Below are 25,782 nucleotides of genomic sequence, written 5' to 3'. Positions count from 1 at the left end.
GGCGCGAGGGCGGCCGGGACGCACAGCGGGGCGACAGGTGTGCCCCACGTCGTCTCCAGGCGGTGCCGGCACGCTGCCCCCATGGGCGGGAACGGGACCTTCGAGGTGCGCTGGTGGTGGCGGGCCCGGGCGGCCGACGCGGCGCGGGCGGCGATGCTGGCGGTGGCGGCGCTGGTGCACGGCGCGGACGGCCCGGAATGGCTCGCCGGCCAGGGCGTACCCGCCTGGCCGCGGGCCCGGCCGGCGGCTCTTCCCCAGCCGGCTGCCCGGTGGTGACGGCACCCGGCCCGAGGCCGCTCACTCGGTGGCGCCGAACGGCTCGGTACGCACGTACCGCATCGTCCAGGTGCCCCAGCCGTCCCGGTGGTCCCGCTCGTAGAGGTGGTCGGTCTCGTCGCCGGGCGGGGCGCTCGCCTCGCCGGGGTGCCGCATAATCCACCGCCGCGGCGGCTCCCCGTCCGGCTCGGCCGGCAGCTCCCGGACCAGGTCGTGGGCGGGCCCGCCGACGAACCGCACGCGCACCAGAGCCACCGCGCCCCTCCGTTTCCCGCCGGCCCGACCCTCTGCCGGGGACGCTACCCGCGCCGCCCGGCCCGGCGCGCGAACCCCGGCGGTTTGCCCTGCTCGGGCCCCGGGTACCGCGACCCGCAGGACCCGGGGCGGTGCCCGGGGCCGGACGAGGGCGAGGAGAGGCCGATGCGGACGCTGGGCGGGCGGTACGAGCTCGAACAGCGCGTCGGCGTCGGCGGCATGTCGGAGGTCTGGCGGGCGCACGACCTGGTGCTGGACCGGACCGTGGCGGTGAAGCTGATCTCTCCAGGGCTGGACGACGAGGCCACGTCGGTCGAGCGGATCCGGGCCGAGGCGCGCTCCGCGGCCCGCCTCGTCCACCCGAACGTGGCCAGCGTGCACGACTTCGGCACCGCCGACGCCCCGGGCGGGTGCGAGCTGCCGTACATCGTGATGGAGCTGGCCGAGGGCGAGACGCTCGCGGCGCACCTGCGCGGCGGCCCGTTGGACTGGCGGATCGGGGTCCGGGTGTGCGCCGAGGTGAGCGCCGCGCTGGCCGCCGCGCACGCGCAGGGCGTCGTGCACCGGGACGTGAAGCCGGCGAACGTGATCCTCACTCCGGCGGGGGCGAAGGTGCTGGACTTCGGGATCGCCACTCCGGCCGGCACCCCGGACGAGACCCCGGACGGCATCGTGATCGGCACGCCCGCGTACCTGGCGCCCGAGCAGTTGGACCGGCAGCCGGCCACCCCCGCGGCCGACATGTACGCCCTCGGCGTGCTCCTCTACTACTGCCTGACCGGCCGGCTGCCATACGCCGCGAGCAGCACCACCGAGTACCTGGGCAGCCGCCGGCGGCAGGCGCCGGAGCCGCTGCCGGAGATCGAGGGCCTGCCGCCGGAGGTCGCCGACCTCTGCCGCCGGTGCCTGTCGGAGGATCCGGCCCGGCGCCCGACCAGCCTGATGGCCGCGCTGCTGCTGGCGGAGGCGGTCGACGCCCGGGTGTACGTGCCGATGATGCAGCCGGCCGCGCCCCGGCAGCGGCCCGCCCCGGTGTCCCCGTGGACCGAGCAGGCCGCCGCCGCGTCGACCGAGGCGGTGGGCCTCGACGAGTTGACCTGGACGAGCCGTACGCCCTGTTGACGCCGCCGCTCGGCGGCGCGTTCCGGGCCGGTTTCGCCGGGCGGGGGCCGGGTAGCCGGGCGGGTGAGCGACGGGAGGAACGCGATGTCGGATCCGAGTTCCGGGCTGCACGAGAAGGCCACGGCGACCGCCGCGGGCGGTCACGTACGCACCGACGACGGCGGGCTCTCCACGGCCCTGGCGTCCCCGCTGGCGCCGCACTGCACCGGGCTGACGCCGGAACAGCTGCTCGCCGCCGCGTTCGCGTCCTGCCTGCACCACGCGGCGGTGGAGGCGGCCGCCGAGATCACCGACGAGGCGCACACCGTCGAGGTGACCGCGGAGGCGAGGCTCGGCCGCGACGACGACGGCCGGTACCGGGCCGACGTGCACGCCGAGATCTCCTCCGCCGGCCTGACCCGTGAGCAGTTGGCCGACCTGGTGGTGCACGCCGACCGGCTGTGGCCGTTCTCCAGCGGCGACAACAGCCGGCACCGGCTGACCGTCACGCCGGCGGACGGCGGCCGGCACTGACCGCTCTCACCAGCGGAAGCCGGCGGTCACCGCCCGGTGGTCGCTGTCCGGGGTCTGCAGCACCCCGGCCGCGGTGGGGGTCAATCCCCGGTAGAGCACGTGGTCGGGGCGGGTCACCGGCAGCTCAGCCGGCCAGGTGAACCCGAAGCCCTGACCGGCGTCGGCCTGCGCGTCGTGCAGCAGCCGGGTGAGCGGCGCGAAGACCCGGTCGGTGGTGGCGGTGTTCAGGTCGCCGAGCACCACCAGCCGGGGGGCCGGGTCGGTCCGCACCGTGGCGGCCAGTGCGGCGAGGGTCTCGTCGCGGGTGGCGGTGTGCCCGGCCCGGGCGGAGCCCAGGTGGACCACGTACACCGCCAGGTCGCCCTGCGGGGCGGCGACCACGGCCCGTAGCGCCCGGTCCCAGCCCAGGCCGGTGTCCACGCCGACCGAGTCGCGGATCGGCCACCGGCTCCACAGCGCCACCGTCGACACGGCGGCCCGGTGCGGGTACCGCTCCCGCAGCGCCGCGTCGACGCGGTCGTCGTCGTCGACCTCCTGGAGCCCGATCAGGTCCGCCTCGGCGCCGGCGAGCGCGCCGACCGTGGCCGCCGGGTCGGGGTTGCCGGAGCGCAGGTTCTGGCTGGCCACCCGGACCGAGGTCGGCCCGGCGCTGGCCGCCGACGGCAGCCAGGCGCTGCCGAAGAGCGCGGCCCAGACGACCGCCGGAAGGAGCACGGCGAGCAGCGCCCGCCGGGACCGGCGCAGCAGCGCCGCCAGCGCGAGCGGCGGTACGCCCAGACCGAGCAGCGGGGTGACGCTGTCGACGAGGCTGCCCAGGCCGCGTACGTTGGGCACCGCCCGGTGGCCGGCGAGCAGCACGGCGAGCAGCACGGCGAGGAGGCTGACCAGCAGTCCCCGCCGGCCGGGACGACCGGTGGGGTCACCGGCGGCACGCTCATCCACCATCTGCTCCGTCACCGTCCGCATCGTATCGAGCCGGCCCACGCCAGGTGGGCGCGATCCCGGCATACCGCGGCCACGGCCCGGTTGGGCCTCCCGGCTGAAACACGAGCCGCAGGCGGCCGGGCTTGGCATGGGCCGAACGGAGGAGGCGCGGTCGAACCATCGCAAAGATGATCATCTGCCGGCCTCGTCCTGGTCTTTCCGTTATTACCGACAAATGCGAAAGGAAAGAAGGGCGGCTTTCGTGATTCACCGAGCGTAATGGGCCCGTGGATCATGGCAAATTGTGGCGCATGCCACCAATCACCCCGGTGGCAACCGGCGCGAAGGTCTCTAGCCTCTCCGGGTGCACCCCGACGACCCCTCGCAGCAGAACCTGACCGAGACGTGCGTCTGTGGCCTGACGACCGACAGCGCATCGGCCGAACGGAGGAGCGGACGGCATCGGGCCGCGCCGCGCCGCCGCGGCCCGGCCCGGTCGACGCCCGCCCGGGTCGCGCTGGCCGCCGGCGTGACCTGCTGTCTCGGCCTGATCGGCTTCGTCGGCGTCCAGGACACCGGCCAGCGGCACGAGCCCGTCCGGCAGGTGCTGGCCGACCGCGCCGCCACGGAGCAGCGCGCCTCCCGGGACTTCACCCGGACGGCGCCGCCCGTCGCCGTGCCGGTCACCCCGGTCCCGGTCGCCACGCCCAGCCCGACCCCGACGAAGAAGAAGACGCCGAAGAAGCCGACCAAGCCCAAGCGCCCCCGCCCGGTCGCCGGACTCGACCAGCTCCAGATGGACAACGCCAAGGTGATCGTCGACGTCGGCCGGGCCATGAAGCTGCCGCGCCGGGCGCTCGTCATCGCCGTCGCCACGGCCATGCAGGAGAGCAACCTCTACAACCTCGCGAGCGACGTGCTGCCCGAGTCCTACGACTACCCGCACCAGGGCAGCGGGTCCGACCACGACTCGGTCGGGCTGTTCCAGCAGCGGCCGAGCAGCGGCTGGGGCACGGTCGCCGAGCTGATGCGGCCGGCGTACGCGGCCCGCGCCTTCTTCACCGCGCTCAACGAGGTGCCCGGCTGGGCAGACCTGAGCCTCACCCAGGCCGCCCAGGCCGTGCAGGTGTCCGCCTTCCCCGACGCGTATGCCCAGCACGAGGAGCGGGCCACCACGGTGGTCGCGGCCCTGGTCTGAGCAGCGCTCAGGCGGCGCTCCGCTCGGCCGGCCCGGGACCGCCAGCGCCGACCCGGGTCGCCGGCACCCCGGCGGCGGCGGTCGGGGTGTCCGCCGGCACCACGTCGCCGGGTGCCCCGGCCAGCATCTCCTCCACCTGGGCCGCGCGCCGCCGGCGGGCCAGCAGCGCCGCCTCGAAGTCCCGGCGCGCCCGCACCGCCTCGGCGTACGCCTGCTCGCGCACCTGGCGGGCCTCCTGCCGGGCGGCCTCCAGCTCGCTGCGGGCCTCGGCCAGCAGCTCCGCCGCCTCCCGCTCCACCGCCGACGCCCCGGCCCGCACGGCGGCCACGTCGACCTCGACCGGCGCGGTGCGCCGGTGCAGGAAATCGCAGAGCTGCGTCGCCTCCTGCCGGATCTGGTCCCACTCGCGGCCGGCGCCGCCCGCGCTCTCCGCGCGCGCCGCGAGCCGGACCAACCGGATCGCCAGCTCGTCCAGGCAGGCGTCCACCTGCCGCTGGTCGTAGCCGGCCTCAACGACCGAGAACCTCATTCTGTCGCCCCCCAGGCAGCTGGTGTCACGTCCCCACCTGCCGATCCTGCGGGCTCCCGGCCGCCGCCGCGGCGGTTCCGAAAAAATGTTCAGTATCCGCGCGCTCAGGGGCGCTTGGGGAGGACGACCACCCGGCCGAAGAACTCGTCGATGCGGTGCACCACGTCGTTGAAGGCGTCCAGGTCCATCGGCTTCGTCACGTACGCGTTGGCCTGGAGGGTGTAGCTGCCGAGGATGTCGGTGTCGGCGTTGGAGGTGGTCAGCACGACGATCGGGATGGTTCGGAGGTCCTCGTCCCCCTTGACCGCGCCGAGCACCTGCCGCCCGTCCATCCGGGGCATGTTGAGGTCGAGCAGGATCATGTCCGGACGCCGGGCCTCGGTGTGCCGGCCCTCGCGCCGGAGGAACTCCATCGCCTCCTGGCCGTCGTTGACCACGTCGATGACCTTGTCGACGTCCGAGTCCACCAGGGCTTCCTCGATCATCAGGACGTCACCCGGGTCGTCGTCCACCACGAGAATGCGAACAGGGTTCGAGGTGCCTGGACCCATTACCTACCTGCTTCGTCTCGACTGCGGAACGGGACCGCGCGGGTCACCCATGGCGGGGAAATCTATCCGATCACGGGCCGGACGACGAGGCCGGGCCGGAGACATCCGCCTCGTACCGCAGCAGCTCGGCCACCCCGGTCACCTGGAGCACCCGGGCCACCCGGCCGGTCGCCCCGGTGATGCGCAACCAGCCACCCTCGGCCGCGGCACGGTTGTCGCCGCGCACGAAGGCCGCGATGCCCGACGAGTCGCAGAAGGTCAGCTCGCTGAGGTCCACCAGCAGCTCCCGCTGCCCGTCGGCGGCCAGCCGGTCGATGGCGGCGTTGAGCTCCGGAGCGGTGCTCAGGTCGAGCTCGCCGGCGAGCCGGAGGTGGGCCGCACCCCCGTCCCGCTGGGCGTACGTGACGGTGAACGTCACCGGGGCCCCTCTCGCTCAACCAACGGCGGACGTTTGCAGTGCAGCAAGTGTACGCAGGTTCCCCGCCGGCGCCCGCATCCGACCGGTCACCGCTTCGGCCGCGCCGCCAGCTCGTCGACCACCCGGGGCCGGTCGAGGCAGCGCGCCGTCCGGGGACCGTCGCGGCGCCGCCGTCCATAGTGGCCGAGGGTGCGGCCGACCGCACCGGCCGGCTCGGGCGAGCTGGGTCGGGCGGCGGCGGCCCCGGTGACCCGAGACCCGCGACGCGGGTTGAGTGGCCGCCCGGAGACAGGGGTGGCCCCCGACCCTGGGACCAGGGGCCGGGGGCCGGGGAGGGTGGCTCAGGCCGCGGTGACCGGTTGCAGCCGCGGACCGGCTTCCCGCAGCTCGCCGAGCGTGGGGGACTCGGCGTCCTCGGGTGCGCCGGTGTCGGGCGTCTGGAAGAGATAGCGGACGAATGTCCCAGCCGCGTCGTTGTCGTCCGCACCGGGCCACTGCCCCACACAGTCGACGCCGACGACCTCGCGGCCGGTGCCGTCGGCCTCCTCAAGGAGCGCCCACAGGGTGACCGGGTAACAGCGGGTGGTTTCCGGGCTGACCTGCCACCGGGCGTACCAGCCGGGTCGGGCGGGAACGATCTCGGCGATCCTCTTCATGGCGACCTTCCCTTCCGCGTGCGTCGGAAGTCTTTCGGTCCATCCCGATCGTGGAACCGCACCGGGTGAGCGACCCTCACCCCCAGCGAATGAAGCTCGTCGGCCAGCCCGGCCGGCCGCCGGAACGCCCCCCGTTTCCTTCCTGGGAGCACCGGGAAGGCGGGCGGCGGAAGGCGCAACCCGAAGAGGAACGAGGTGCGACGATGCGCAAGCAGATGGAGGGCGACAACCAGCGCCGCCGGACCCTGGCCCGGGAGGCCCGGGAACGCGGCCGGCGGCCGAGCCAGACCGGCGCCAGCCTGAGCGCGTCCAAGCAGATCACCTCGCTGGACCAGCGCGAACGGTCCGGGCCGGCGCCGGCCGGGCGCCACAAGCCGGACACCACGCGGGGCGGCCCCGCGCCCCCGCCGGGCGGCGTGCCGGAGCGTCCCCGGCCCCTGCCCGAGCGGACCCCGGAGGCCCCGGGGGTCACCACGGTGGGCTACCGGGATCTGGTCGACAACGTCAGCCGGCGCGCGGGGGTGGACTTCTCCACCGCCAAGGTCGCGGCGGAGGCGACCGTGCTCGCGCTGGCCTGGGCGCTCGACGAGGCCGAGCGGGAACGGCTGCTCGCGGCGGTGCCGGTGAAGCTGCACGACGTGGTGCCGGTGGACGGCATCGGCCGACACCGGGACCTGCCCGGCTTCCTGGCCGAGGTGGGCCGGCGCAGCCGGCTCAGCCCGGAGCAGGCGCGCTACCAGGCCGAGGCGACCCTGGCCGCGTTGGCCGACGCCGACGGCGACCTGGTCGAGTCGCTGCGCGTACCGGACGGGTTGCGGGATCTGCTCGCACCGCCGGAGCCCGGCGGCGGCCTGGTGGGCCCGACGTCCGCCACCGCGCCGCTGAACGAGCAGGAGCTGCGCGACGCGCTCGCCAGCCTGCCGTACTGGTCCAGCGACCGACAGTCGCTGGTGCGCACCATCGAGCTGCCGGCCGGCAACCTGGACCGGGTGCTCGACCAGCTCGACCAGCTCCGCGTCGAGACCGGGCGCGGCCCGCAGATCGGCCGACCGGAACCGGACAGCGCCATGATCACCGTACGGAGCCGACCGGTCGACGGGGTGACGGCGCAGGACGTGGACCTGGCCCGGCGGGTCGACGCCGCGATCGACGAGGCGGGCGCCGGCATGAACGCCGGTTGAGCCGCCGCAGGGCCGGCGGGCACCGCGCCCGCCGGCCCCACTCCGTACGGGTACCGTTGCCCGCCGTGGGCAGCGGCGCGGAGGGCCTGGAGATCGTCGTGGACCGGACCCGGCCGAGCGGGCGTACCCTGCTCGCGGCCGGAGTCGAGCAGTCCTACGTCGACGTCGCCGACCCGCGTCACCTGCATTTCGAGTACGTCCGGCGGATGGCCGCGGTGGTCGACCTGGCCGCCCCGGCCAGACGTCCGTTGACCGCCCTGCACCTGGGCGGGGGCGCGCTCACCCTGCCGCGCTGGCTGGCCGCCACCCGCCCCGGCTCCGCGCAGCGGGTCGTCGAGCGGGAGCCGGCCGTGATCGAACTGGTCCGCCGAGAGCTGCCCCCGGTGCCGCCCGAGGTCGTCGTGGAGATCGGGGACGCCCGGGAGGCGGTGGCCGCCGCGCCGGCCGAGGCGTACGACCTGGTGCTCGCCGACGTCTACCGGGCGGCCCGGATGCCCCGGCACGTGACCAGCGTCGAGTTCGTCGCCGAGGTGGCTCGGGTGCTGCGCCCGGGCGGCATCTACCTGGTGAACGTCACCGACCTGCCGCCGCTGGTCTTCTCCCGCACGCAGGTGGCCAATCTGCGCGCCGTCTTCGCCGACGTGTGCCTGATCGCCGACCGGCGGATGCTGCGCGGCCGGCGGTACGGCAACCTGGTGCTCGCCGCCGCCCCGCGCCCCGACGGGCTGCCGGTACGCCGGCTCGTGGCCCGCGCCGCGGGGGACCCGGTGCCCGGCAGCGTGCTGCACCGGGCGGCGCTCGACGCGTTCGTCGCCGGCGCCCGCCCGGCCACCGACGCCGACCTCACCGAGGACTGACGCGCCGGGGTTTCGCCGCGACCAGGCCGGGTAGGCGCGCCGGATGAGCAACGCCGACGATCGGTCGACGGCCCGGCGCACACTGATCGTCATCGGGCTGGTGCTCGCCACCCTGGCCGCGCTGGCGCTGATTCGGGCGACCCGGCAGGTGCTGATCCTGATCGCCGTCGCGGCGTTCTTCGCGGTGGCCCTGAAGCCCCTGGTCGACCGGCTGGAACGCCGGTTCGTCCGGCGCCGCGCACTGGCCACCCTGCTGGTCTTCGTGGCCGCCTTCGTGCTGCTCGCCGCGCTGCTCGCGGCAATCGTGCTGCCGCTCGTGCAGGAGGTGAGCCGGTTCGCCGAACGGGCGCCCGAGCTGCTGCGGGAGACCAAGGCCGGCCAGGGACCGGTCGGCAAGCTGCTGAACCGGTTCCACGTCCTCCAGTACGTCACCTCCCACGCCGGGCAGCTCGAGCAGTACGCCTCCCGGCTGGGCCAACCGGTCCTCGGGGTGCTCCGGGGGGTGGTCGAGACCTTCGCCGGGGTCGCCCTCGTGGTGGTGCTCGCGTACCTGATGGTGCTGGAGGCTCCGAAGATCATCAGGGCGACACTGGCCCTCGCCGGCGACCGCCACGCGGAGCGGCTGCGCCGGATCGGCCGCGAGTCCTCCCGCACCATCACCGGCTACATCAGCGGGAATCTGCTGATCAGCGTGCTCCTCGGCGGGATGACGTTCGTGCTGCTCCTGCTCACCGGGGTGCCGTTCGCCGCGGTGATCGCCCTACTGGTCGCCCTCGCGGACCTGATCCCGCTGGTCGGGGCGACGATCGGCGCCATTCTCGCCATCGGCGCCGGGTTCCTGAAATCGCCCACCACCGGCGTGGTGGTGCTGGTCTTCTTCATCCTCTATCAGCAGGCGGAGAACCATTTCCTGGCACCGGTGATCATGGCCCGCGCGGTCCGGCTCAACCCGCTCACCGTGCTGGTCAGCGGACTGCTCGCCGCCGAACTGGCCGGCCTGCTGGGCGCCCTGCTGGCCATCCCGGTGGCCGGGATCGTGCAGATCCTGCTCCGCGAGTTCGTTCCCGCCGGCCGGCGTACGCTGCCCGCGCCGGCCAACGGCACCGACTCGGCCCCGCCCGGGGCCTCGGGGTCGGCGGGCCGCCGAACCGCCGGAACGGACGGCACAACCGGGCGGCCGCCCGGCGGGCAGGACGCGGGCAAGGACCGACCGGATTGACCCACCCGCCACGCGGGCTGAGGTCGCCGGCCGCCCGGCCCGCCCAGTGAGTGTCACCGGCGGCGGACCACCTCGGGCGACTCGCTCTCCAGCGGTACGGCGTTCGCCGGGACCAACCCGAGCTGCACCGCCGGCCGGGGCAGCGTGGCGTCGAGCAGCCAGTCCGCGCCGACCCGGGCCCGGTTGCCCGGCATGGCGAACAGGTGGTAGCCGCGGGTGACCGCCTTCGCCGGCAGGCCGGACATCGACACGTTCAGCGGGTTCGCCGCGGCGTCCTTGCCGCCCAGGTCCACCACCCAGCCCAGTTCGTGGTGCTTGTACGGCTTGCGGGTGCCCTGGCCGTACGAGGCGGCGATGTTGCGCGCCGCCAGCTTGCCCTGCCGCTGCGCGTGCTGCGCGGTCATGGCGCAGATCTGCCCGGGGCGGCTGGGGTCGGGCACCGCGGCCGCGTCACCGCAGGCGAACACCTCCGGATAGCCGGGGACGTTGAGGTACTCGTCCACCACCAGGCGCCCCCGCTCGGTACGCAGGCCCAGCTCGGCGACGAACGGGTCGGGGCGTACCCCGACGCACCAGACCAGGCTGCAGGTCGGGACGTACTCGCCGTCGGTGAGCATGACGCCGTCCGGGGTGGCCTCGGAGACCGAGGTGCCCATCCGGACGTCAACGCCGCGGCGGCGCAGCACCCGGTCGGCGGTGATCGACATCCGCTGGTCCAGCTCGGGCAGCACCTTGGGCGCCACGTCGAGCAGCATCCAGCGCGGACGTACCTTCAGGTGCGGTCGCTGGGCGATGAGCCGGTCGGTGAAGAGCTGCCCGTGCGCCGCGACCTCGGTGCCGGTGTAGCCGGCGCCCACCACCACGAAGGTGGTCCGGGCCCGCTGCTCGGCGGGGTCGTCGGTCACCTCGGCCAGCTCGATCTGCCGGACCACGTGGTCGTGCAGGTAGAGCGCCTCGGGCAGGCCGCGGAAGCCGTGCGCGTACTCGGTCACCCCCGGGATCGGCAGCAGCTTGTTAACGCTGCCCACGGAGAGCACCAGCCGGTCGTACGCCAGCTGGCCCTCGTCGCCCTCCGGCGACCGGTAGCCGACCCACCGGTTGTGCAGGTCGACCCGGTTCGCCTCGCCGATCACCACCCGGACGCCGTCGAGGGTCCCGGCGAGCGGCACGGAGATCCGGGTCGGTTCGACCACCCCGGCGGCGACCTCGGGCAGCAGCGGCAGATAGAGGAAGTAATCGGTCGTGTTCAGCAGGACGATCTCCGCCCGCTTGCTGGCCAGCCGGCTCAACGTCTTCGCCGCGTGGTAACCGGCGAAACCGGCCCCCACGATCACCACACGAGGTTTCGTCATGCCCATTGCCGTTCCCGTCGACACGCCCGACAAACGTGGGCATCCGGTCCGCGAAGGCCGAACACCGTACGGAGGAGTGGCGCACTCGCCCGTACGGCGTGTCAGGGCGGCCCAAGCGACTCATTCTCGGTCGCCGGGGCGCTCCGGGGTACCCAGGATCGAGGCCCCGTCGCTACGGTTCCGATGATCAATGCGACGGACGTGAGGAACTTCGCATGGCCATCGAGGCGCCCGAAGCCGCGGACGATCGGGGTAGCTGGGCCCGGGCGCCCCGCTGGTCGTCGCGGCGCCTGCCCTGGCGGCATCTGCCGCTCGTGGTCCTGCTCGCCGGCTACCTGTCCGCCCGGGTGCGGATCCTGACCGGTTACACCCTCTTCACCGCGCCCGACACCCGCTCGTACGCCCCCCGCCCCGGCGAGGTGCCGATCGACACGTTGTCGTTCACCGGCCACGCACCGCGCCCGTGGGGGGTGCCGCTGCTCTACGCGCTGGTCGGCAGCGACTCGGCCCGGGTGGCCCTGCAGTGGACGATCAGCACCCTGGCCTGGTGCCTGCTGGCCGGTGCCTGCTGGGCGCGGCTGCGGTCACTGCCGGCGCGGATCCTGGCCGTCACCGCGCTGCTCTGCCTGGCCCTGAGCCGGTCGGTCTACTCATGGGACCACGCCCTGCTCTCCGAGTCGCTGTCCATCAGCCTCGGCATCGCCGCGCTGGCGCTGCTCACCATCTGGGTCACGACCCGCTCCCGGGTGGCGCTCGGCGCGCTGGCGCTGGTCGCGTTCTGGTGGACGTTCACCCGGCAGGACGTGCTGCCGTACCTTCTGCTGCTCGTCGTCGTGCTGGCCGGCCATGCGGTGCTGCGGCGGTACCGGTGGCACGCGCTGCTCGCCACCGTGGTGCTGCTCGGCGCGCTCGGCTGGCAGGCCGCCATCGTGCCGGTCGTCGACCACAGCTACCGCTCCTGGGGCAGCGGCCTGAGCCTCTCCGAGGCGACGTTCGTCTACCGCCTGCGGTTCCAGGTGTTGAACAACCCGCAGGTCAAGGCGGCGTACCAGGAGGAGTTCGGGATGCCCGGGTGCGCCGGGGCGGAGCAGGTGGCAGCGGGCTCGACCTGGTCGATGGGCCCGTTCATCGAGGCCTACCGGGACTGCCCGGCGCTCAGGGCGTGGGCGGCGCGGGAGCAGGGGTCCGTCGGCTACCGGTACGCGCGGGCCCACCCGAGCGAATACACCGAGCAGGTGCTCTCCGTACTGCCGATCTCGCTGGCCGGCACCGAGGGACGGTACGCCGCCGCCGTGCCGGGCGTACCCGCCGTCCCGGAGAAGCTCTTCTTCCCGGACCGGCACCGGGTGCTGCCCCAGGCGAGCCTGGTCTTCCTGATGGCGCTCGGCGTCGGCCTGCTGGCCAGGGCGTTCAAGCGGGCCCGCTGGCTGGCGGCGGCCGGTGCGGTTGTCGCGTTGGCGAGCACGGCGAGCGCGGTGGCCGGCATGATGTACTCCGCCGGCGAGTACACCCGCTTCGGGATCCAGGAGGCCGTCCTGCTGCGGGTCGGTCTGGTCATCCTGGCGGCCGCCACGGTCGAGGCCGTGCTGGCCTGGCTCGCCGACCGGGTCGCCGCGCTCCGCCGCCGAGGCCATGCCACGGCGACCGCCGCACCCGCCACCACGGACCGGCCCCCCACGGACGGCGATCCGGGCGAGGCGGGCGACGCGCCGACGGGCAGCGGACCGCTCCCCGGGGACGGCGACCGACAGCCCGTCGGTGCCGACGGCGGGCCGGCAAGCGGCGACCCGGAGGGGATCCGCACCGCAGCGCATCCACTCCAGACGATATAGACAAACCTCGCGGTCAACGGCGAGGATGCGCGGATGGGATCGCACGAGACCGCCGACGACCGGCCCAGGAGGTCGACCCGGCGCACCTTCCTGACCGCATCCGCCGCGGCCACCGCCGCCACCGTCGCCGCACCGTTCGCCGCCGCCACGCCGGCCGCCGCCGGGGAGGCGGTCGCGCCGCCCGGCCCCGGCCACCCGGTCCTGCCCCAGCCGCCGGGCCGGGAGCTGTCCGCGCTGCTGCGCGAGGTCGACCGGGACCGGATCGAGGCCACCGTACGCCGGCTCGCCGCCTTCGGCACCCGGCACACCCTCTCCAGCCAGGACGACCCGGTCCGGGGCATCGGCGCGGCCCGGGACTGGATCCACCAGCAGCTCTCCGGATACGCCGCCGCGTCGGACGGCCGGATGACCGTCGAGCTGCAGTCGTACGTCCAGCAGCCCGCCTCCCGGATCCCCACCCCCACCCGGATCACCAACGTGGTGGCCACCCTACGCGGCGACGTCACGCCGAACCGGGTCTACGTGATCACCGGCCACTACGACTCCCGCTGCACCGACGTGATGGACGCGGTGAGCGACGCGCCGGGCGCCGACGACGACGCCTCCGGCGTGGCGGTGGTGATGGAGCTGGCCCGGGTGATGGCCACCCGGCGCACCGAGGCGACCATCGTGTTCGCCGCGGTCGCCGGCGAGGAGCAGAACCTGTACGGCTCGACCTACCTGGCGAAGCAGCTCAAGGCGGCGGGCGTGGACTGCCAGGGCATGTTCAGCAACGACATCGTCGGCAGCAGCACCGCCGACGACGGCACCCGCGACCCGCGAGTTGTCCGGCTCTTCGCCGAGGGGGTGCCGACCGCGGAGACCCCGGCCGAGGCGAGCACCCGGCAGTCCGTCGGCGGCGAGAACGACTCCCCGTCCCGGCAGCTCGCCCGGTTCGTCAGCGACGTGGCGGAGAACGGGGCCACCGGGATGCAGGTCCGGGTGGTCTATCGGCGGGACCGCTACCTGCGCGGCAGCGACCACATCTCGTTCCTGCGCGAGGGCTGGCCGGCCGGCCGGTTCACCGAGCCGAACGAGGACTTCGCCCACCAGCACCAGGACGTCCGGGTCGTGGACGGGGTCCAGTACGGGGACCTGCCGGAGTTCTGCGACTTCGACTACATCACCCGGGTGGCCCGGGTGAACGGCGCCACGCTCTGGTCGCTGGCCCAGGCGCCGGGCACCCCGAAGGGGGTCACCATCGTCACCACCAACCTGACCAACGACACCACCCTGCGCTGGCAGCGGGGCGCCGAGCCGGACCTCGCCGGCTACGAGGTGGTGTGGCGGGAGACCACCGCGGCCGAGTGGCAGAAGGTGCTCCCGGTCGGTGACGTCACCGAGGTGACCGTCGACCTGTCCAAGGACAACGTCTTCTTCGGTGTCCGGGCGGTGGACCGGGACGGGCACCGCAGCCCGGTCGCCTTCCCGAAGCCGGGCAGCTGAGGGTCACCCGGATCGGGTGGGGCGGCCTCACCCGGTGGCGACGGAGGGTGGACGGACCGCGAGAGCCGAGGGAGGAAACGACATGGCGGTCCGGACCACGGTACGTCCCTCGCCCGAGGACGTGTTCCCGATCCACCCCGCGTACGGCTACCGGATGCGGCGGCAACGGCATCCGGTGGGCGTACGCGGCGGGCCGCGGCCCGCACCCGGGGGACCCTGGTTGGACGACATCGCGCGCCACCAGGTACGCGCCCGCTACGAACTGCGGGACCGGCAACTCGCCCGGGCCCTGGTGGCGGCCGTCAGCCAACCCGGTGACTCGGCGGAGAACCTGGTCGGCGAGCTGGAGCAGCGGATGGACGCGCTGGTGCACCGCGCGGGCTTCGCCCGCTCCATCAACGAGGCCCGCGACCTGGTCGCACACAACACGTTCACCGTCGACGGCGGCAAGGTCAACCGGGCCTCGTACCTGCTCCGCCCCGGGCAGACCATCCAGGTCCGGCCGGACCGGCAGTGCCGTGCCCCGGTCGCCGTCGCGGTGGCCGGCCAAGCCGCGGGCGACAGCCCGCCCTACCTGGACGTACGGGCGGACCGGGGCACCGCGACCCTGACCCGGGAGCCGCAGCGCCAGGAGGTGCCGGCGCTGCGGGACGTCCCCCTCGCCGTCAAGTCCATCGGAGGGAGCCCGCTGTGAGTATCCTGCCGACCGACCGGCGCGTGTCCAACTACCAGCGGCAGAGTGGCCGCCCGCGGCTCACGGCGCGGCAGCGCCGGCGCGTGGACCACAAGCAGGCGAAGTTGGAGCGGTTGACCGGGCAGCGCCCCCAGGCGCGGGGCCCGGGGCGCTGAGTCGAGCAACAACGGTGGCGGTCGCCGGGACGGCGGCCGCCCCTCGTGGCTGGCGGGCTCAGGTGGTTGCTGCCCGGGCTAGAGCCCACGGCCTCACGCTGCCGCGGGAGCTGGTCCAGTCCGGGCCGGCCGCCAGCCCGCGCCGGGCCGTCAGGCGTGCCCAGGCTCCGGTGCGGTGATCGCCCACCGCTCGTGGTCCCGCCAGGCTCCGTCGATGAAGAGGTAGTCCGGGGAGAAGCCCTCCAACCGGAAGCCGAGGCGGCGGGCCAGCCGCTTCGACGGCTCGTTGCCGGGCTGGATGTTCGCCTCCAGCCGGTGCAGCCCGAGCGCGGTGAAGGCGTGCCCGATGACCAGGCGGATCCCGGCCGAGGCGTGCCCGGTGCCGGCGTACGGCAGGAAGGCGGCGTAGCCCAGGTAGCCGCCGCGCAGCGCGCCCATGACGATGCCGCTGATGGTGGCGTACCCGGCGATCTCCCCGGTGGCCACGTCGCAGAACAGGTAACCCGAGCTGTCCCGCCCCCGGATCTTGCGCAGGTACGCGGCGTACCCCTCGGGGTCGTCGGCGGCGGACAGCCACGGGTGGTGCAGCTCGCGGCTGCGCCGGGCCGCCGCGATGAACTCGGCCTCGTCGGCCGGCCGGGGTCGCCGGATGCCCACCCGGCCGTCGGTACGCAGGTATCTCACGGTGCCCCACTCTCGGCCACCGGCCGACCCGCTGTCCAACAGGGGTCGCGCGGCGGATCGAGATCGCCTAGCGTGGGGCCCGACGACGGGAGGTCGGTCATGGCGAAGGTTCTGGTCGGCACGGTGCTGGTTTCCGCTTCGCCGCTGGGGACCGTGTCCTGACCCGAGCCCGGGTTCCCCGGGCCGCCCCCTCGACACCACCCTCTCGCCGCGAAGCGATCAGGTGACCCTTGCGCGGGTCCCCCGTCCTGGCGTGCGTACGCCACACATCGCTTCCGAGGGAGATTCCTCGTGTTTCCGGACGGCCCGTCCGGGTGCCCCGTCGTGCCCGGACCGCGTATCCCTGCCCGGTGGCCGGCATGACGGCCACCGTTCCCACCGGCCGGCTCGGCCGGGACTTCCGCCGCCTCTGGACCGCCACCGCGGTCTCCAACCTTGGTGACGGCGTCACCCTGGTCGCCGGCCCGCTGCTGGTCGCCTCGCTCACCCCGGACCCGGCCGCGGTGGCCGCCGCGGCCCTCGCCCCGCAGCTGCCCTGGCTGCTGTTCGCCCTGGTCAGCGGGGCGCTCGTGGACCGGCTGGACCGGCGCCGACTGATCATCGGGGTCAACCTCGGCCGGGGCCTGGTCCTCGCCGCCCTGGCCGGGGCGGTGCTCGCCGGGGTGGCCACCGTGCCGCTGATCTGCCTGGCGTTCTTCCTCGCCGGCGTCGGGGAGACCCTGGCCGACACGGCCGCCGGGGCGCTGCTGCCCTCGGTGGTCCCGCCGGAGAGGCTGGAGCAGGCCAACAGCCGCCTCTTCGCCACCTTCGTGATCGGCAACCAGTTCGCCGCGAAGCCGTTCGGGGCGTACCTCTTCGTGGTCGCGGCGGCGCTGCCGTTCGGCTTCGACGCGGCCACCTTCGGACTGGCCGGGCTGCTGCTGGCCCTGCTGCGCTGGCGACCGGTCCCACCCGCGGCCGCCCCGGACGCCGGCCCGAGACGCTCGCTGCGGGCGGACATCGCCGCCGGGGTACGCGCCCTGTGGGGCGTGCCGGTGCTGCGGGCCCTCGCCGGCTGCATCGCGGTGATGAACGTGGCGTTCTGCGCGGCGTTCGCCGCGTTCGTGCTGTACGCCCGCCAGCGGCTCGGCCTCGCCGAGGTCGGCTACGGGGTGCTGCTGACCGCCGCCGCGCTCGGCGGGCTCGCCGGGAGCACCCTGGCGACCCGGCTGCGGGCCCGGTTCGGCACCCCGACGCTGCTGCGGGCCGGACTGCTGGTCGAGATCGGGCTCCAGGTCGTGCTGGCCACCACCCGGCAGCCCTGGGTGGCCGGGACCGCCCTCGCGGTGTGGGGGGTGCACGCGATGGTGTGGGGGGTGCTCGTGGTGTCGCTACGGCAGCGCCTCGTGCCGGACCGGCTGCGCGGCCGGGTGAACAGCGTCTACTCCCTCGCCGATCTGGGCGGGGCGGCCGTGGGCACGGTGACCGGCGGCCTCGTCGCCCAGGTGACCGGAAGCATCCTGGCGCCGTTCTGGCTGGCCGCGGCCGCGCTGGCGGCACTCACCGCGCTGGCCTGGCGGCGCCTGTCGGACACGGCCGGCTGAGCCCCGTCTCCGTCCGCGGACCGGCTCGACAACCGGACGCCATGTCGCCGAGGTGGGCCGGTCGAGCCCCAGGTGATCGCGCCACCTCGGCGATCCGGCCGTGTCCCGGGCTACAGCGGGCCCGGGTGGGGCTGGTCGAGCGGCATCGGCAACTCGAGGACGGTGGCCCCGCGCAGGTCCAGCCAGGCGCGCTCGGGCGCCCGGACCAGCCGCAGCATCACCTGCCCACAGACCGGGCAGCGACCCACCAGGCCGGGGGCGTGGGAGAAGACGTGCAGCCCGGCCATCGGGCCGGCCGTGCCGCAGGACGCGCAGCGCCCGGTGGCCGTGCTGAGGTCCACCGCGAAGATCTCCCGCAGCGGCCCGTCCAGCATGTTGCCGTCCAGGTAGGACATGTCGGTCATGCGTCCTCCTCGGTCACCCGGTCGGGCCGAAGCGTTCGGTCTTCACCCGCCGGGTCGGGTGGCCGAGCCCCACCAGCAGGTCCGCCACGGTCTCCACGAAGCCGGTCGGGCCGCAGACGTAGCAGAGCGGATCCAGGTCGGGCGGCCAGCCGTGGGTGTTGACGTCGGCCAGGTTGATCCGGTGCGGTTCACCCCGCCAGTCCGCCGGCGCCTGGCGGGTGTACAGGTACGCCACGTCCAGGCCCTGGTCGTCGCGGGCGCGCCGGCGCAACTCCTCGGCGTAGAAGACGTCGTCGGGGGTGCGGACCGAGTAGATCAGCCGGAACGGTGTCCGGCTGCCGGCGGCCCGGCGGGCCCGGACCATCGCCATCAGCGGCACCACCCCGGACCCGCCGGCCACCAGCAGCACCGGCGCGGTCTCCGCGGTACGCCAGACGAACCAGCCGCCGACCGGCCCGCGCACCTCCACCGGGTCGCCCTCGGCCCACACGTCGATCAGGTACGGCGACACCTCCCCGTCCGGCACCCGCTGCACGGTCAGCGCGATCCGGCCGGCGTCGGCGGGCTCCGCCAGCGAGTACGACCGGGCCGCCTGGTAGCCGTCGGCGGCGGTGAGCCGGACGTCGACGTGCTGCCCCGGCAGGTGCCCCGGCCAGTCGGGCACGTCCAGGACCAGGGTCTGCGCGGTCGGCGTCTCGGTCCGGCGCTCGGCGAGACGGGCCACCCGCCAGGTCAACGGCACGGCGACCCGGTTGCCGGCCGGGGGCGCGGACACCTCAGTCGCCCTGGTAGCGCTGCTCGCGCCACGGGTCGCCGTAGTCGTGGTAGCCCGCGGTCTCCCAGAAGCCCGGCTGGTCGTCGACGAGCAGCCGGATGCCCCGCACCCACTTCGCCGACTTCCAGAAGTAGAGGTGCGGCACGAGCAGCCGGGCCGGACCGCCGTGCTCGGCGGGTAGCGGGCCGCCCTCGTACGCGTGCGCCACCCAGGCCCGCCCGCCGCGCAGGTCCTCCAGCGGCAGGTTCGTGGTGTACCCGCCGTACGAGTGGGCCAGCGCGTACCGCGCGTCGGTGTCGATGCCTTCGAGCAAAGTGTCCAGCGAGACGGCCTGCCAGTTGGTGCCGAGCTTGGACCAGCGGGTGACGCAGTGGATGTCCACCGTGGGCGTCTCCTGCGGTAGGCCCATCAGCTCGGTCCAGGACCAGCGGAACTCGGCGCCGGTCTCGGTGGTGACCACGAACTCCCAGGTGTCCAGCGACACCTTCGGGGTCGGGCCGGCGGAGAGCACCGGCCAGTCCTCGGTGAGGTACTGCCCGGGCGGCAGGGCCGGCTCGGCCGAGCGGGGCCGGCCCTGGAAGCCCGGCGACACGATTCCCACCCGTCAGTCGTACCACCCGAGGGGTGGACCGGGCGTGGGGTTCGGCCGGACGGGCCGCGGTGGGTGACCACCGCAGCCGGCCCGGCCGGTGGGCTCAGTGGCGCTCGGCGACGACCCCCGTGTCGCCCGGTTCGCGGTCGCGGGTGGCGCGCAGGCTGGTCAGGGTGACCACCACGAGGATGCCGATGATCACGCCGAGCGAGGCGAGGGTGGGGATCTGCGGCACGCCCGGCCAGATGCCGTGTGCCCAGTGCAGGCCGAGCTTGACGCCGATGAAGGCGAGGATGACGGCCAGGCCGTAGCTGAGGTGCACCAGCCGGCTCAGCGCGGCATGCAGCACGAAGTAGAGCGCGCGCAGGCCGAGCAGGGCGAACGCGTTGGTGGCGAAGACCAGGTACGGGTCCTCGGTGATGCCGTAGACGGCCGGCACCGAGTCGACGGCGAAGACCACGTCGGTGGCGAACACCGCGACCACCACGAGGGCGAGCGGGGTGAGCGCGCGGCGGCCGTTCTGCCGCACGGTCATCCTGGTGCCCTGGTACTCGTCGACCACCGGCATGACCCGGCGGAGCACCTTCACCGACCGCATCTTGTTGATGTCGACCTCCTGCTCGTGCCCGGAGAGGGCGTCGCGGAGCAGCTTGACCGCGGTGACGATCAGGATGATCGCGAAGAGCAGGAAGGCGAAGTCGAGGGTCTGCAGGGCGGCGGCGCCGAGCGCGATGAAGACCGCGCGCAGCACCAGCGCGCCGGCGATGCCGTAGAGCAGGACGCGCTGGGCCAGCACCGCGGGCACCGCGAACGCCGCCAGCAACAACATGAAGACGAACAGGTTGTCGACCGAGAGCGACTTCTCCACCAGGTAGCCGGTCAGGTACTGGACGCCCAGTTCGGAGCCGTACCGGGACCAGACCCAGACGCCGAAGGCCAGCGGCAGGGCGACGTAGAAGGCCGACCAGCCCAGGGCCTCCTTGAGCGACACCTCGTGTGGGCGGCGGGTGACCAGGAAGTCGAGCACCAGCAGGGCGAGCACGCCGGCGATGGTCACCGCCCACAGGGCGGGGGTGCCGACCGTCGACAGTTCGGCCGCGGACAGGTACGACAATTCGGTCATGGAGTCTCCTCGAACACCCTGTCATGTTCGAGGTCTCCTTCACCCACCCTCCGTGGGCAACCACCCGAGGCGCGCCGGGCACGCCGTACTGACCGGAATGGTTCGTGGGAAGTACTCCCCTCGCGCGCTCCAGGTTAGGGCAACCTCAGCTCGACCGCCAAGTCCGGAATCGGATGATTGCCCTGGTCAACCGCTGAGTGTGCCGGCGAGGCATGGTGTCCGGCGAGCCCGCGCCCTATGGTGACGCGGTGACCAACGAGGGCCCGCTCACCGGCGTCCGGGTGATCGAGCTGGCCGGCATCGGCCCCGGCCCGTTCGCCGCGATGATGCTGGCCGACCTCGGCGCGGACGTGGTCCGCGTCGACCGCACCACCCCGGCCGGCCTCGGCATCCCCGGCGACCTGCTCACCCGCAACCGCCGCTCGCTCGCCGTCGACCTCAAATCCGCGGCGGGGCGGGAGGTGGTGCTGGCCCTGGTGGCCGGGGCGGACGCGCTGCTGGAAGGCTTCCGGCCCGGCGTCACCGAGCGGCTCGGCCTCGGCCCCGACGACTGCCTCGCCGTCAACCCCCGACTGGTGTACGGGCGGATGACCGGCTGGGGGCAGGACGGGCCGCTCGCCCACACCGCCGGCCACGACATCGACTACCTGGCGCTGACCGGCGCACTGCACGGCGTCGGCCGCGCCGGCGAACGCCCCGTGCCGCCGATGAACCTGCTCGGCGACTTCGGTGGCGGCGGGATGATGCTGGCCCTCGGCGTCGTCGCCGCCCTGTACGCGATCCGCGCCGGCGCGCCCGGCCAGGTCGTCGACGCGGCCATCGTGGACGGCGTGTCGGTGCTGGCCACCCAGATCCACGCCCTCCGGCGGTCCGGCAGGTGGCAGGACCCACGCGGGGTGAACCTGCTCGACGGCGGCGCGCCCTTCTACGACACGTACGAGTGCGCCGACGGGCGGTACCTCGCGGTGGGTGCGCTGGAACCGCAGTTCTACGACGAGCTGGTCCGGCTCACCGGTTTCCCGTTGGACGGCGACGAGGCCCCGGACCGGATCGACCCGGCGAACTGGCCGGCGTTGCGTACCGCGTGGGCGCGGCTGTTCCGCACCCGGACCCGGGACGAGTGGGCGGAGCTGCTCGCCGGGTCGGACGCCTGCGTCGCGCCGGTGCTGGACTGGGCGGAGGCGCCGGAACACCCCCACCTGGCGGCCCGGGGCGTCTTCGTCGACCACGACGGGGTCACCCAGCCGGCGCCCGCGCCACGCTTCTCCGCCACCCCCACCTCCGTACGCCGGAGGCCCCCACACCCCGGCGAGCACACGGACGAAGTGCTCACGGAGGCCGGCTTCGACCCCGACCGGATCGCGGCCCTGCGTGCCGAGGGCACGGTCGCCTGACGGCCACGCGGCCCGGCTCAGCCGCGCCGCGCCGGGGCCGGGGCGAGCGCCGGCTCCACGATGTCCCGGTAGTCGCGCGGCAACTGCACCGCCACGTCCTGGAACTCCCCGCCGCTGATCGCCTCGCGCAGCGTGGTGAACACGGCCCGGATGGTGTCCCGCGCGGCGTTCTCGTCGACGTCGGCCCGGCGGGCGACCCGGGCGACGAACTCGGCCGCCCCGAACCGTTCCGCCGCCTCGGTACGCGGGTGAGGCTTGAGCATCCGCTGGAGCGCCTTCGGCAGTTGCGCGGCGAGATCCAGCACCTCGCCGCCGGTCAACCGTTCGGCCAGGGTCTCCAACGTGGCACCGGTCAGCTCCGCCGCCCGCTCCTCGGACGCCCCGGTACGCCGTGCCACGCGGTCGACGAAGGTGAGGTATTGCATCGGTGGTACCCCTTTCGGTGCGCGAACCCGCCTACCCGCCAACGGGCGGCGGAAACGACGCGGATTTTCCGCCGCCCCGTGCGTGACCGGCGGCCCGGTGGGTAACCGCCGCCGGTCGTGACCGCAACCGAGGCGCGAGGAGCCCGACTCATGGCGAGTTACACCGACGTCCTTGACTACCTGTCGGCGCTGGACTATCCGGCCGGGAAGGACGACGTCATCCGGGAGGCCGAACGGGAGGGCGCGCCGCCGGACGTGTTGAAGGCGCTGCGGGCGCTGCCCCCGGTGGACTACGCCAACGGCAACGAGGTGGCCCGCTCGGCGGGCATCGAAGCCGCCCCCGAGGTCGACCGGTCGCAGCGCGCGGCGCAGGCCCGGGACAAGCACCAGCGGGTCTCGCAGCACGTACGCGGCATCTGACCCCCGCCGCGGTGCGCAGCGCACACCCCCATCTGCACGGGCACATTCCGGCTTCCGTGCAGCTCGTCCTCATGGGAGTGGTCGGGGTGGTGTGCGGTGGACTGTGCGCGGCGCTCTTCACCCCGGCGCTCGCCCCGCTGGTGGGCTGGGACGCCGCCGCGCTGAGCTGGCTGGCTCTGGTGTGGGCTCGCCTCGGGCGGCTGGATGCCGACCAGACCGCGCGGCTGGCGGTGTTCGAGGACCCGAACCGGGCCATGCGGGACGTGCTGCTGCTCGGCGCCTGCGTGGTCAGCCTGCTCGCCGTGGGGGTGGTGCTGATCAGCGCGCACGCCCAGCGGCAGCCCGGGCTGGAGGCGTATGCCGGGCTGGCCGTGCTCAGCGTGGTGGTCTCCTGGTTCGTGGTGCACACCGTGTTCACCATCCGGTACGCCCGGCTCTTCTACACGGGTACGCCGGGCGGGGTGAACTTCCACCAGACGGAACCGCCGTGCTATGCGGACTTCGCCTACCTGGCGTTCACCGTGGGGGCCACGTTCCAGGTCTCCGACACCGACCTGACCAGCTCCGAGATGCGGCGCAGCGTGCTGCGGCACGCACTACTGGCGTACCTCTTCGGAGCGATCATCATCGCGGCGACCGTCAACCTGGTGGGCAGCCTGGCGAAGTGAAGCGAAAGACAGGCGGGCGCCCCGGGTCACGAACCGCGACCTGGGGCGCCACGCAACACCTGTCCCTGGTGGTCCACGCCCGAACCGGGTCGCGACCGCCAAGCGGTGGATGTTCGCCCGAACCGGGCGGGCATCGCTGCCACGATCACCATACAACGCGACGTCAGCCGAACGGGTGACTATCGCAGAATTGTGTCCCGCCACACGGGCCGGTCAGCCGGTCAGCTCGGCGTACCGCTTCTCCAGGTCCACCCGGGCCAGTGCACCCACGAGCCAGGCCAGCCGCTCCGACTCGCGGCCGCCGGCCAGCCCGGCCAGGTCGTCGGCGGAGCGGCCCAGCCCCAGCCGGCGCGCCGCGACGAGCGCCCGCTTGTCGGCCACCGGCGCCACCTCCTGCCACACCGCCTGGACCTCGCGCAGAAACAGGTCGATCACCTGGTCGTCCACTCCGGGCAGGTCGCCGAGCAGCCGCCGTTCCCGGGCCGGATCCTGCTGCGCCGCCGTCCGCAACCGGCGCAGGTCGCCCCGGTACCGGTCCACCACGGCACGGGCCAGGTCACCGAGCACGGTGGCCAACTGGTCCACGTCGCCGCGCTGCCCCGCCTCGCGCAGCACGCGTACCCGGTCGGTGTGCAGCGACCGGGCCAGCCGGGCCGCGCTTTCCCACCCGCTGTCCCGCAGCGCCACCGCGCTGTCGACGGCCTTGCGGTAGTCCCCCCGACGGGCCAGCAGAACGGACAGGTAGAGCACCTGGAACAGCTGGGCCGGGTTGTTGGTGACCCGGAACCCATACCGTTCGGCGAACCCCCGCCCGTCCCCGGCGAGCCGGCGGACCAGCCGCTTCTTGTCCTCGATGTTGGAAATCGCACTGGTCGGCATGCCCGCGTCTACCCGCGCCGGGGCCGGACATTCAGCCGAGGACACCGCCGCTGCGGTCCCGCGCCTTCAGCCGGGTGGTGGGCAGCGCCGGGGCGGGCAGCGGGGGCGCCGGATCGTCGGCGACCGTGCCGAACCGTCGGCCCGCCATCCAGTCCTCGCGAGCGGCGGCGACCTCCTCGTGCGAGCGGCCCACGAAGTTCCACCACATGACCAGCGGCTCCTCGAACGGCGTACCGCCGAGCAGCAGCAGCCGGCTGCCCGGGGCGGCGCGCAGGGTCAGCGTGGCCCGACCGGAACCCAGGTAGAGCAGGGCTCCCGGCGCGAACGGCACCCCGTCCACCTCGGCGGAGCCGGACATCGCCAGCAGGCCGTACTCGAAGTCGCGGCGCAGCGGCAGGGTGGCCGGCGCCGGACCGCGGACCTCGAGCTGCGCGCCCACCAGCGGAGTGTGCACCACGGCCGGCGAACGCTCGCCGCCCACCTCGCCGACCAGCAGCGTCACGTCCAGGTCGCCGTCGCGCCAGCGCGGCAGCTCCGCGTGGTGGGCGAAGTCCGCCCCGCCCGCCCGGGCCGGGTCCGGCAGCGCCACCCAGAGCTGGACGCCGTGCATGACCGGCGGGTGCGCCGCCGGCGACCGCTCCGAGTGGGCGATGCCGTGCCCCGAGGTCATCACGTTGAGCTGCCCCGGGCGGATCGGCTGCACGTTGCCCAGGCTGTCCCGGTGCAGGATCTCCCCATCGAGCAGCCAGGTGACGGTCTGCAACCCGGTGTGCGGGTGCGGTGGCACCTCCATACCGGGGCGCTCGGCGACGTCGTCCGGTCCGAAGTGGTCGACGAAGCACCAGGCGCCCACCATCCGCCGCTGCCGCTGCGGCAACAGCCGCCGCACCGTGGTGTAACGGCCCAGCGGCACGTCGTGGCCCGGCAGCAGCACGCTGCCCGGGTCGACGGGCGCCGCGCCAGGTGGGACGGTCTGCGCCGGCAGTGATTCGGTACGGTCCACCGCCCGACTCTACGCTCAGCTCTCCGCGACGGTTGCCGGGTTCACGGCCGGGTCGCCGCTGGGGGGGTTGCGCTCGTGGGCTTGGCCCCGGTCTCTGGCTGCGCTTGTGGACTGCGTCTCGGTGGGTCAGTGGTTGCGCTTGGGGCTGGGGGCGAGGGTGACCGGCTCCGGGCGGTCAGGCTTGATCCCTGCGCCGGTCACCCTCGCCCCCAGCCCCGTCGTGCTCCTTGCCCGCCCGCCGGTCACGGTTCTTCCTCTGGTGCAACCTGTGCCGTTTTCCGATCTTGGACAGTTGCCGTTCACGGCGGACGGGTTTGCCCAAGGTCTCTGGAGACGGCGCTCTCTGGAGACGGCGCTCTCTGGAGACGGCGTTCTCTGGAGACGGCGCTGGCCGGCACCCTTGGTTGGGGTGCCGGCCAGCAGCGTGCTCGGTTGTGCTGTGCTCAGCTGTTGGGTCAGCTGTTCCAGTGCTGGGCGACGAGGTCGGCGGCCTGCTGTTCCCACTGGGCGTAGGCGTCCGGGTAGGCCGACACCTGCACCGTCTGCGCCGCCTGGGTCAGGGGCATGTCCTGCCAGCCGTCGACCTGCTTCAGACCCTTCTCGAACGCCAGGGTG

General features: G+C 74.1%; 30 protein-coding genes. 15 read left to right on the top strand and 15 right to left on the bottom strand.

Features of this window, described 5'->3' with window-relative positions; all coding sequences use genetic code 11:
- Positions 1-81: 81 nt before the first annotated feature.
- Positions 82-276: a hypothetical protein gene (locus FXF52_RS21430; RefSeq protein WP_148799307.1), complete on the top strand. Its 195-nt coding sequence runs from the start codon at positions 82-84 to the stop codon at positions 274-276.
- A 21-nt stretch (positions 277-297) separates the two neighbouring features.
- On the opposite strand, the gene FXF52_RS21425 is transcribed toward FXF52_RS21430, so the two are convergent.
- Positions 298-531: a hypothetical protein gene (locus FXF52_RS21425; RefSeq protein ID WP_148799305.1), complete on the bottom strand. Its 234-nt coding sequence runs from the start codon at positions 529-531 to the stop codon at positions 298-300.
- A 165-nt stretch (positions 532-696) separates the two neighbouring features.
- On the opposite strand from FXF52_RS21425, the gene FXF52_RS21420 reads away from it, so the two are divergent.
- Together FXF52_RS21420 and FXF52_RS21415 are read left to right on the top strand one after the other, a co-directional pair.
- Positions 697-1,653, top strand: a complete 957-nt coding sequence (locus tag FXF52_RS21420; protein WP_148799303.1) for a serine/threonine-protein kinase — start codon at positions 697-699, stop codon at positions 1,651-1,653.
- A gap of 84 nt (positions 1,654-1,737) precedes the next feature.
- Complete coding sequence (locus FXF52_RS21415) at positions 1,738-2,166, top strand: OsmC family protein (protein ID WP_148799301.1); 429 nt, start codon at positions 1,738-1,740, stop codon at positions 2,164-2,166.
- Between the two features lie 6 nt (positions 2,167-2,172).
- Here FXF52_RS21415 and FXF52_RS21410 read toward each other — a convergent pair whose 3' ends face one another.
- Positions 2,173-3,123 (bottom strand): endonuclease/exonuclease/phosphatase family protein, encoded by a 951-nt coding sequence (locus FXF52_RS21410; RefSeq protein ID WP_255472195.1) that lies wholly within the window; start codon positions 3,121-3,123, stop codon positions 2,173-2,175.
- 331 nt (positions 3,124-3,454) lie between these two features.
- On the opposite strand from FXF52_RS21410, the gene FXF52_RS21400 reads away from it, so the two are divergent.
- Positions 3,455-4,288 carry a hypothetical protein gene (locus FXF52_RS21400; protein ID WP_255472194.1) on the top strand — a complete coding sequence of 278 codons (834 nt, stop codon included), beginning with the start codon at positions 3,455-3,457 and terminating at the stop codon, positions 4,286-4,288.
- Positions 4,289-4,295: 7 nt separating this feature from the next.
- Here the strand turns inward: FXF52_RS21400 and FXF52_RS21395 are convergent, their stop codons facing one another.
- The 4 genes from FXF52_RS21395 to FXF52_RS21380 all read right to left on the bottom strand — a co-directional run bounded on the left by FXF52_RS21395 (position 4,296) and on the right by FXF52_RS21380 (position 6,442).
- A complete protein-coding gene (locus FXF52_RS21395) occupies positions 4,296-4,817 on the bottom strand; it encodes an ATPase (protein WP_148799299.1) in 522 nt (173 codons plus the stop codon).
- A 104-nt stretch (positions 4,818-4,921) separates the two neighbouring features.
- Positions 4,922-5,368: a response regulator gene (locus FXF52_RS21390; RefSeq protein ID WP_148799297.1), complete on the bottom strand. Its 447-nt coding sequence runs from the start codon at positions 5,366-5,368 to the stop codon at positions 4,922-4,924.
- 70 nt (positions 5,369-5,438) lie between these two features.
- Positions 5,439-5,786 carry an STAS domain-containing protein gene (locus FXF52_RS21385; RefSeq protein ID WP_148799295.1) on the bottom strand — a complete coding sequence of 116 codons (348 nt, stop codon included), beginning with the start codon at positions 5,784-5,786 and terminating at the stop codon, positions 5,439-5,441.
- A gap of 341 nt (positions 5,787-6,127) precedes the next feature.
- Complete coding sequence (locus FXF52_RS21380) at positions 6,128-6,442, bottom strand: hypothetical protein (RefSeq protein ID WP_148799293.1); 315 nt, start codon at positions 6,440-6,442, stop codon at positions 6,128-6,130.
- Positions 6,443-6,645: 203 nt separating this feature from the next.
- On the opposite strand from FXF52_RS21380, the gene FXF52_RS21375 reads away from it, so the two are divergent.
- The 3 genes from FXF52_RS21375 (at position 6,646) to FXF52_RS21365 (ending at position 9,699) form a co-directional block, all read left to right on the top strand.
- A complete protein-coding gene (locus FXF52_RS21375) occupies positions 6,646-7,623 on the top strand; it encodes a DUF2267 domain-containing protein (protein ID WP_148799292.1) in 978 nt (325 codons plus the stop codon).
- Between the two features lie 65 nt (positions 7,624-7,688).
- Positions 7,689-8,480, top strand: a complete 792-nt coding sequence (locus FXF52_RS21370) for a spermidine synthase (protein ID WP_148799290.1) — start codon at positions 7,689-7,691, stop codon at positions 8,478-8,480.
- Positions 8,481-8,523: 43 nt separating this feature from the next.
- Positions 8,524-9,699 (top strand): AI-2E family transporter, encoded by a 1,176-nt coding sequence (locus FXF52_RS21365; protein ID WP_148799288.1) that lies wholly within the window; start codon positions 8,524-8,526, stop codon positions 9,697-9,699.
- A gap of 53 nt (positions 9,700-9,752) precedes the next feature.
- Here the strand turns inward: FXF52_RS21365 and FXF52_RS21360 are convergent, their stop codons facing one another.
- A complete protein-coding gene (locus FXF52_RS21360; protein ID WP_148799286.1) occupies positions 9,753-11,051 on the bottom strand; it encodes an NAD(P)/FAD-dependent oxidoreductase in 1,299 nt (432 codons plus the stop codon).
- Positions 11,052-11,266: 215 nt separating this feature from the next.
- Here FXF52_RS21360 and FXF52_RS21355 point away from each other — a divergent pair, with 215 nt between their 5' ends.
- The 4 genes from FXF52_RS21355 to FXF52_RS41755 all read left to right on the top strand — a co-directional run bounded on the left by FXF52_RS21355 (position 11,267) and on the right by FXF52_RS41755 (position 15,217).
- A complete protein-coding gene (locus tag FXF52_RS21355; protein WP_148799284.1) occupies positions 11,267-12,883 on the top strand; it encodes a hypothetical protein in 1,617 nt (538 codons plus the stop codon).
- A gap of 33 nt (positions 12,884-12,916) precedes the next feature.
- Complete coding sequence (locus tag FXF52_RS21350) at positions 12,917-14,368, top strand: M20/M25/M40 family metallo-hydrolase (RefSeq protein ID WP_148799282.1); 1,452 nt, start codon at positions 12,917-12,919, stop codon at positions 14,366-14,368.
- Between the two features lie 82 nt (positions 14,369-14,450).
- Positions 14,451-15,062 (top strand): 30S ribosomal protein S4, encoded by a 612-nt coding sequence (rpsD, locus tag FXF52_RS21345; protein WP_148799280.1) that lies wholly within the window; start codon positions 14,451-14,453, stop codon positions 15,060-15,062.
- Positions 15,059-15,217, top strand: a complete 159-nt coding sequence (locus FXF52_RS41755) for a hypothetical protein (RefSeq protein ID WP_187413614.1) — start codon at positions 15,059-15,061, stop codon at positions 15,215-15,217. The genes rpsD and FXF52_RS41755 overlap by 4 nt, the downstream gene beginning before the upstream one ends.
- 150 nt (positions 15,218-15,367) lie before the next feature.
- Here the strand turns inward: FXF52_RS41755 and FXF52_RS21340 are convergent, their stop codons facing one another.
- Positions 15,368-15,901 (bottom strand): GNAT family N-acetyltransferase, encoded by a 534-nt coding sequence (locus tag FXF52_RS21340; RefSeq protein WP_255472192.1) that lies wholly within the window; start codon positions 15,899-15,901, stop codon positions 15,368-15,370.
- 359 nt (positions 15,902-16,260) lie between these two features.
- Between FXF52_RS21340 and FXF52_RS21335 the strand changes: the two genes are divergently transcribed.
- Positions 16,261-17,484, top strand: a complete 1,224-nt coding sequence (locus tag FXF52_RS21335) for an MFS transporter (protein ID WP_148799276.1) — start codon at positions 16,261-16,263, stop codon at positions 17,482-17,484.
- A gap of 110 nt (positions 17,485-17,594) precedes the next feature.
- On the opposite strand, the gene FXF52_RS21330 is transcribed toward FXF52_RS21335, so the two are convergent.
- The 4 genes from FXF52_RS21330 to FXF52_RS21315 form a co-directional block, all read right to left on the bottom strand.
- Positions 17,595-17,888: a DUF6510 family protein gene (locus tag FXF52_RS21330; protein WP_148799274.1), complete on the bottom strand. Its 294-nt coding sequence runs from the start codon at positions 17,886-17,888 to the stop codon at positions 17,595-17,597.
- A 13-nt stretch (positions 17,889-17,901) separates the two neighbouring features.
- Positions 17,902-18,663, bottom strand: a complete 762-nt coding sequence (locus FXF52_RS21325) for a ferredoxin reductase (RefSeq protein ID WP_148799272.1) — start codon at positions 18,661-18,663, stop codon at positions 17,902-17,904.
- Position 18,664: 1 nt separating this feature from the next.
- Positions 18,665-19,255 (bottom strand): sulfite oxidase-like oxidoreductase, encoded by a 591-nt coding sequence (locus FXF52_RS21320; RefSeq protein WP_222870601.1) that lies wholly within the window; start codon positions 19,253-19,255, stop codon positions 18,665-18,667.
- 103 nt (positions 19,256-19,358) lie between these two features.
- A complete protein-coding gene (locus tag FXF52_RS21315; protein ID WP_148799268.1) occupies positions 19,359-20,378 on the bottom strand; it encodes a TerC family protein in 1,020 nt (339 codons plus the stop codon).
- Between the two features lie 212 nt (positions 20,379-20,590).
- On the opposite strand from FXF52_RS21315, the gene FXF52_RS21310 reads away from it, so the two are divergent.
- Positions 20,591-21,772 (top strand): CaiB/BaiF CoA-transferase family protein, encoded by a 1,182-nt coding sequence (locus tag FXF52_RS21310; protein ID WP_148799266.1) that lies wholly within the window; start codon positions 20,591-20,593, stop codon positions 21,770-21,772.
- 17 nt (positions 21,773-21,789) lie between these two features.
- Here FXF52_RS21310 and FXF52_RS21305 read toward each other — a convergent pair whose 3' ends face one another.
- The gene (locus FXF52_RS21305; protein WP_148799264.1) at positions 21,790-22,197 is read right to left on the bottom strand and encodes a DUF2267 domain-containing protein; all 408 of its coding nucleotides are present in this window, start codon (positions 22,195-22,197) and stop codon (positions 21,790-21,792) included.
- A gap of 150 nt (positions 22,198-22,347) precedes the next feature.
- Between FXF52_RS21305 and FXF52_RS21300 the strand changes: the two genes are divergently transcribed.
- Positions 22,348-22,617: a DUF2795 domain-containing protein gene (locus tag FXF52_RS21300; RefSeq protein ID WP_148799262.1), complete on the top strand. Its 270-nt coding sequence runs from the start codon at positions 22,348-22,350 to the stop codon at positions 22,615-22,617.
- Between the two features lie 56 nt (positions 22,618-22,673).
- A complete protein-coding gene (locus tag FXF52_RS21295; protein WP_222870600.1) occupies positions 22,674-23,285 on the top strand; it encodes a DUF1345 domain-containing protein in 612 nt (203 codons plus the stop codon).
- Between the two features lie 213 nt (positions 23,286-23,498).
- On the opposite strand, the gene FXF52_RS21290 is transcribed toward FXF52_RS21295, so the two are convergent.
- Together FXF52_RS21290 and FXF52_RS21285 are read right to left on the bottom strand one after the other, a co-directional pair.
- Positions 23,499-24,164, bottom strand: a complete 666-nt coding sequence (locus FXF52_RS21290; RefSeq protein ID WP_148799260.1) for a hypothetical protein — start codon at positions 24,162-24,164, stop codon at positions 23,499-23,501.
- Between the two features lie 31 nt (positions 24,165-24,195).
- A complete protein-coding gene (locus tag FXF52_RS21285; protein WP_148799258.1) occupies positions 24,196-25,167 on the bottom strand; it encodes a pirin family protein in 972 nt (323 codons plus the stop codon).
- Positions 25,168-25,782 lie beyond the last annotated feature (615 nt).

The organism is Micromonospora sp. MP36 (assembly GCF_008119785.1).
In the GTDB taxonomy this organism is placed as follows: domain Bacteria; phylum Actinomycetota; class Actinomycetes; order Mycobacteriales; family Micromonosporaceae; genus Micromonospora.
This window is presented reverse-complemented; position numbering and strand designations above follow the sequence as displayed.

Excerpts from the sequence above, each read along its gene's own strand:
- FXF52_RS21430 (WP_148799307.1), top strand. The coding sequence starts at position 82 with ATGGGCGGGAACGGGACCTTCGAGGTGCGCTGGTGGTGGCGGGCCCGG.
- FXF52_RS21420 (WP_148799303.1), top strand. The coding sequence starts at position 697 with ATGCGGACGCTGGGCGGGCGGTACGAGCTCGAACAGCGCGTCGGCGTC.
- FXF52_RS21415 (WP_148799301.1), top strand. The coding sequence starts at position 1,738 with ATGTCGGATCCGAGTTCCGGGCTGCACGAGAAGGCCACGGCGACCGCC.
- FXF52_RS21395 (WP_148799299.1), bottom strand. The coding sequence starts at position 4,817 with ATGAGGTTCTCGGTCGTTGAGGCCGGCTACGACCAGCGGCAGGTGGAC.
- FXF52_RS21390 (WP_148799297.1), bottom strand. The coding sequence starts at position 5,368 with ATGGGTCCAGGCACCTCGAACCCTGTTCGCATTCTCGTGGTGGACGAC.
- FXF52_RS21380 (WP_148799293.1), bottom strand. The coding sequence starts at position 6,442 with ATGAAGAGGATCGCCGAGATCGTTCCCGCCCGACCCGGCTGGTACGCC.
- FXF52_RS21375 (WP_148799292.1), top strand. The coding sequence starts at position 6,646 with ATGCGCAAGCAGATGGAGGGCGACAACCAGCGCCGCCGGACCCTGGCC.
- FXF52_RS21365 (WP_148799288.1), top strand. The coding sequence starts at position 8,524 with ATGAGCAACGCCGACGATCGGTCGACGGCCCGGCGCACACTGATCGTC.
- FXF52_RS21360 (WP_148799286.1), bottom strand. The coding sequence starts at position 11,051 with ATGACGAAACCTCGTGTGGTGATCGTGGGGGCCGGTTTCGCCGGTTAC.
- FXF52_RS21355 (WP_148799284.1), top strand. The coding sequence starts at position 11,267 with ATGGCCATCGAGGCGCCCGAAGCCGCGGACGATCGGGGTAGCTGGGCC.
- FXF52_RS21350 (WP_148799282.1), top strand. The coding sequence starts at position 12,917 with ATGGGATCGCACGAGACCGCCGACGACCGGCCCAGGAGGTCGACCCGG.
- rpsD (WP_148799280.1), top strand. The coding sequence starts at position 14,451 with ATGGCGGTCCGGACCACGGTACGTCCCTCGCCCGAGGACGTGTTCCCG.
- FXF52_RS21335 (WP_148799276.1), top strand. The coding sequence starts at position 16,261 with ATGACGGCCACCGTTCCCACCGGCCGGCTCGGCCGGGACTTCCGCCGC.
- FXF52_RS21330 (WP_148799274.1), bottom strand. The coding sequence starts at position 17,888 with ATGACCGACATGTCCTACCTGGACGGCAACATGCTGGACGGGCCGCTG.
- FXF52_RS21315 (WP_148799268.1), bottom strand. The coding sequence starts at position 20,378 with ATGACCGAATTGTCGTACCTGTCCGCGGCCGAACTGTCGACGGTCGGC.
- FXF52_RS21310 (WP_148799266.1), top strand. The coding sequence starts at position 20,591 with ATGGTGTCCGGCGAGCCCGCGCCCTATGGTGACGCGGTGACCAACGAG.
- FXF52_RS21305 (WP_148799264.1), bottom strand. The coding sequence starts at position 22,197 with ATGCAATACCTCACCTTCGTCGACCGCGTGGCACGGCGTACCGGGGCG.
- FXF52_RS21300 (WP_148799262.1), top strand. The coding sequence starts at position 22,348 with ATGGCGAGTTACACCGACGTCCTTGACTACCTGTCGGCGCTGGACTAT.
- FXF52_RS21290 (WP_148799260.1), bottom strand. The coding sequence starts at position 24,164 with ATGCCGACCAGTGCGATTTCCAACATCGAGGACAAGAAGCGGCTGGTC.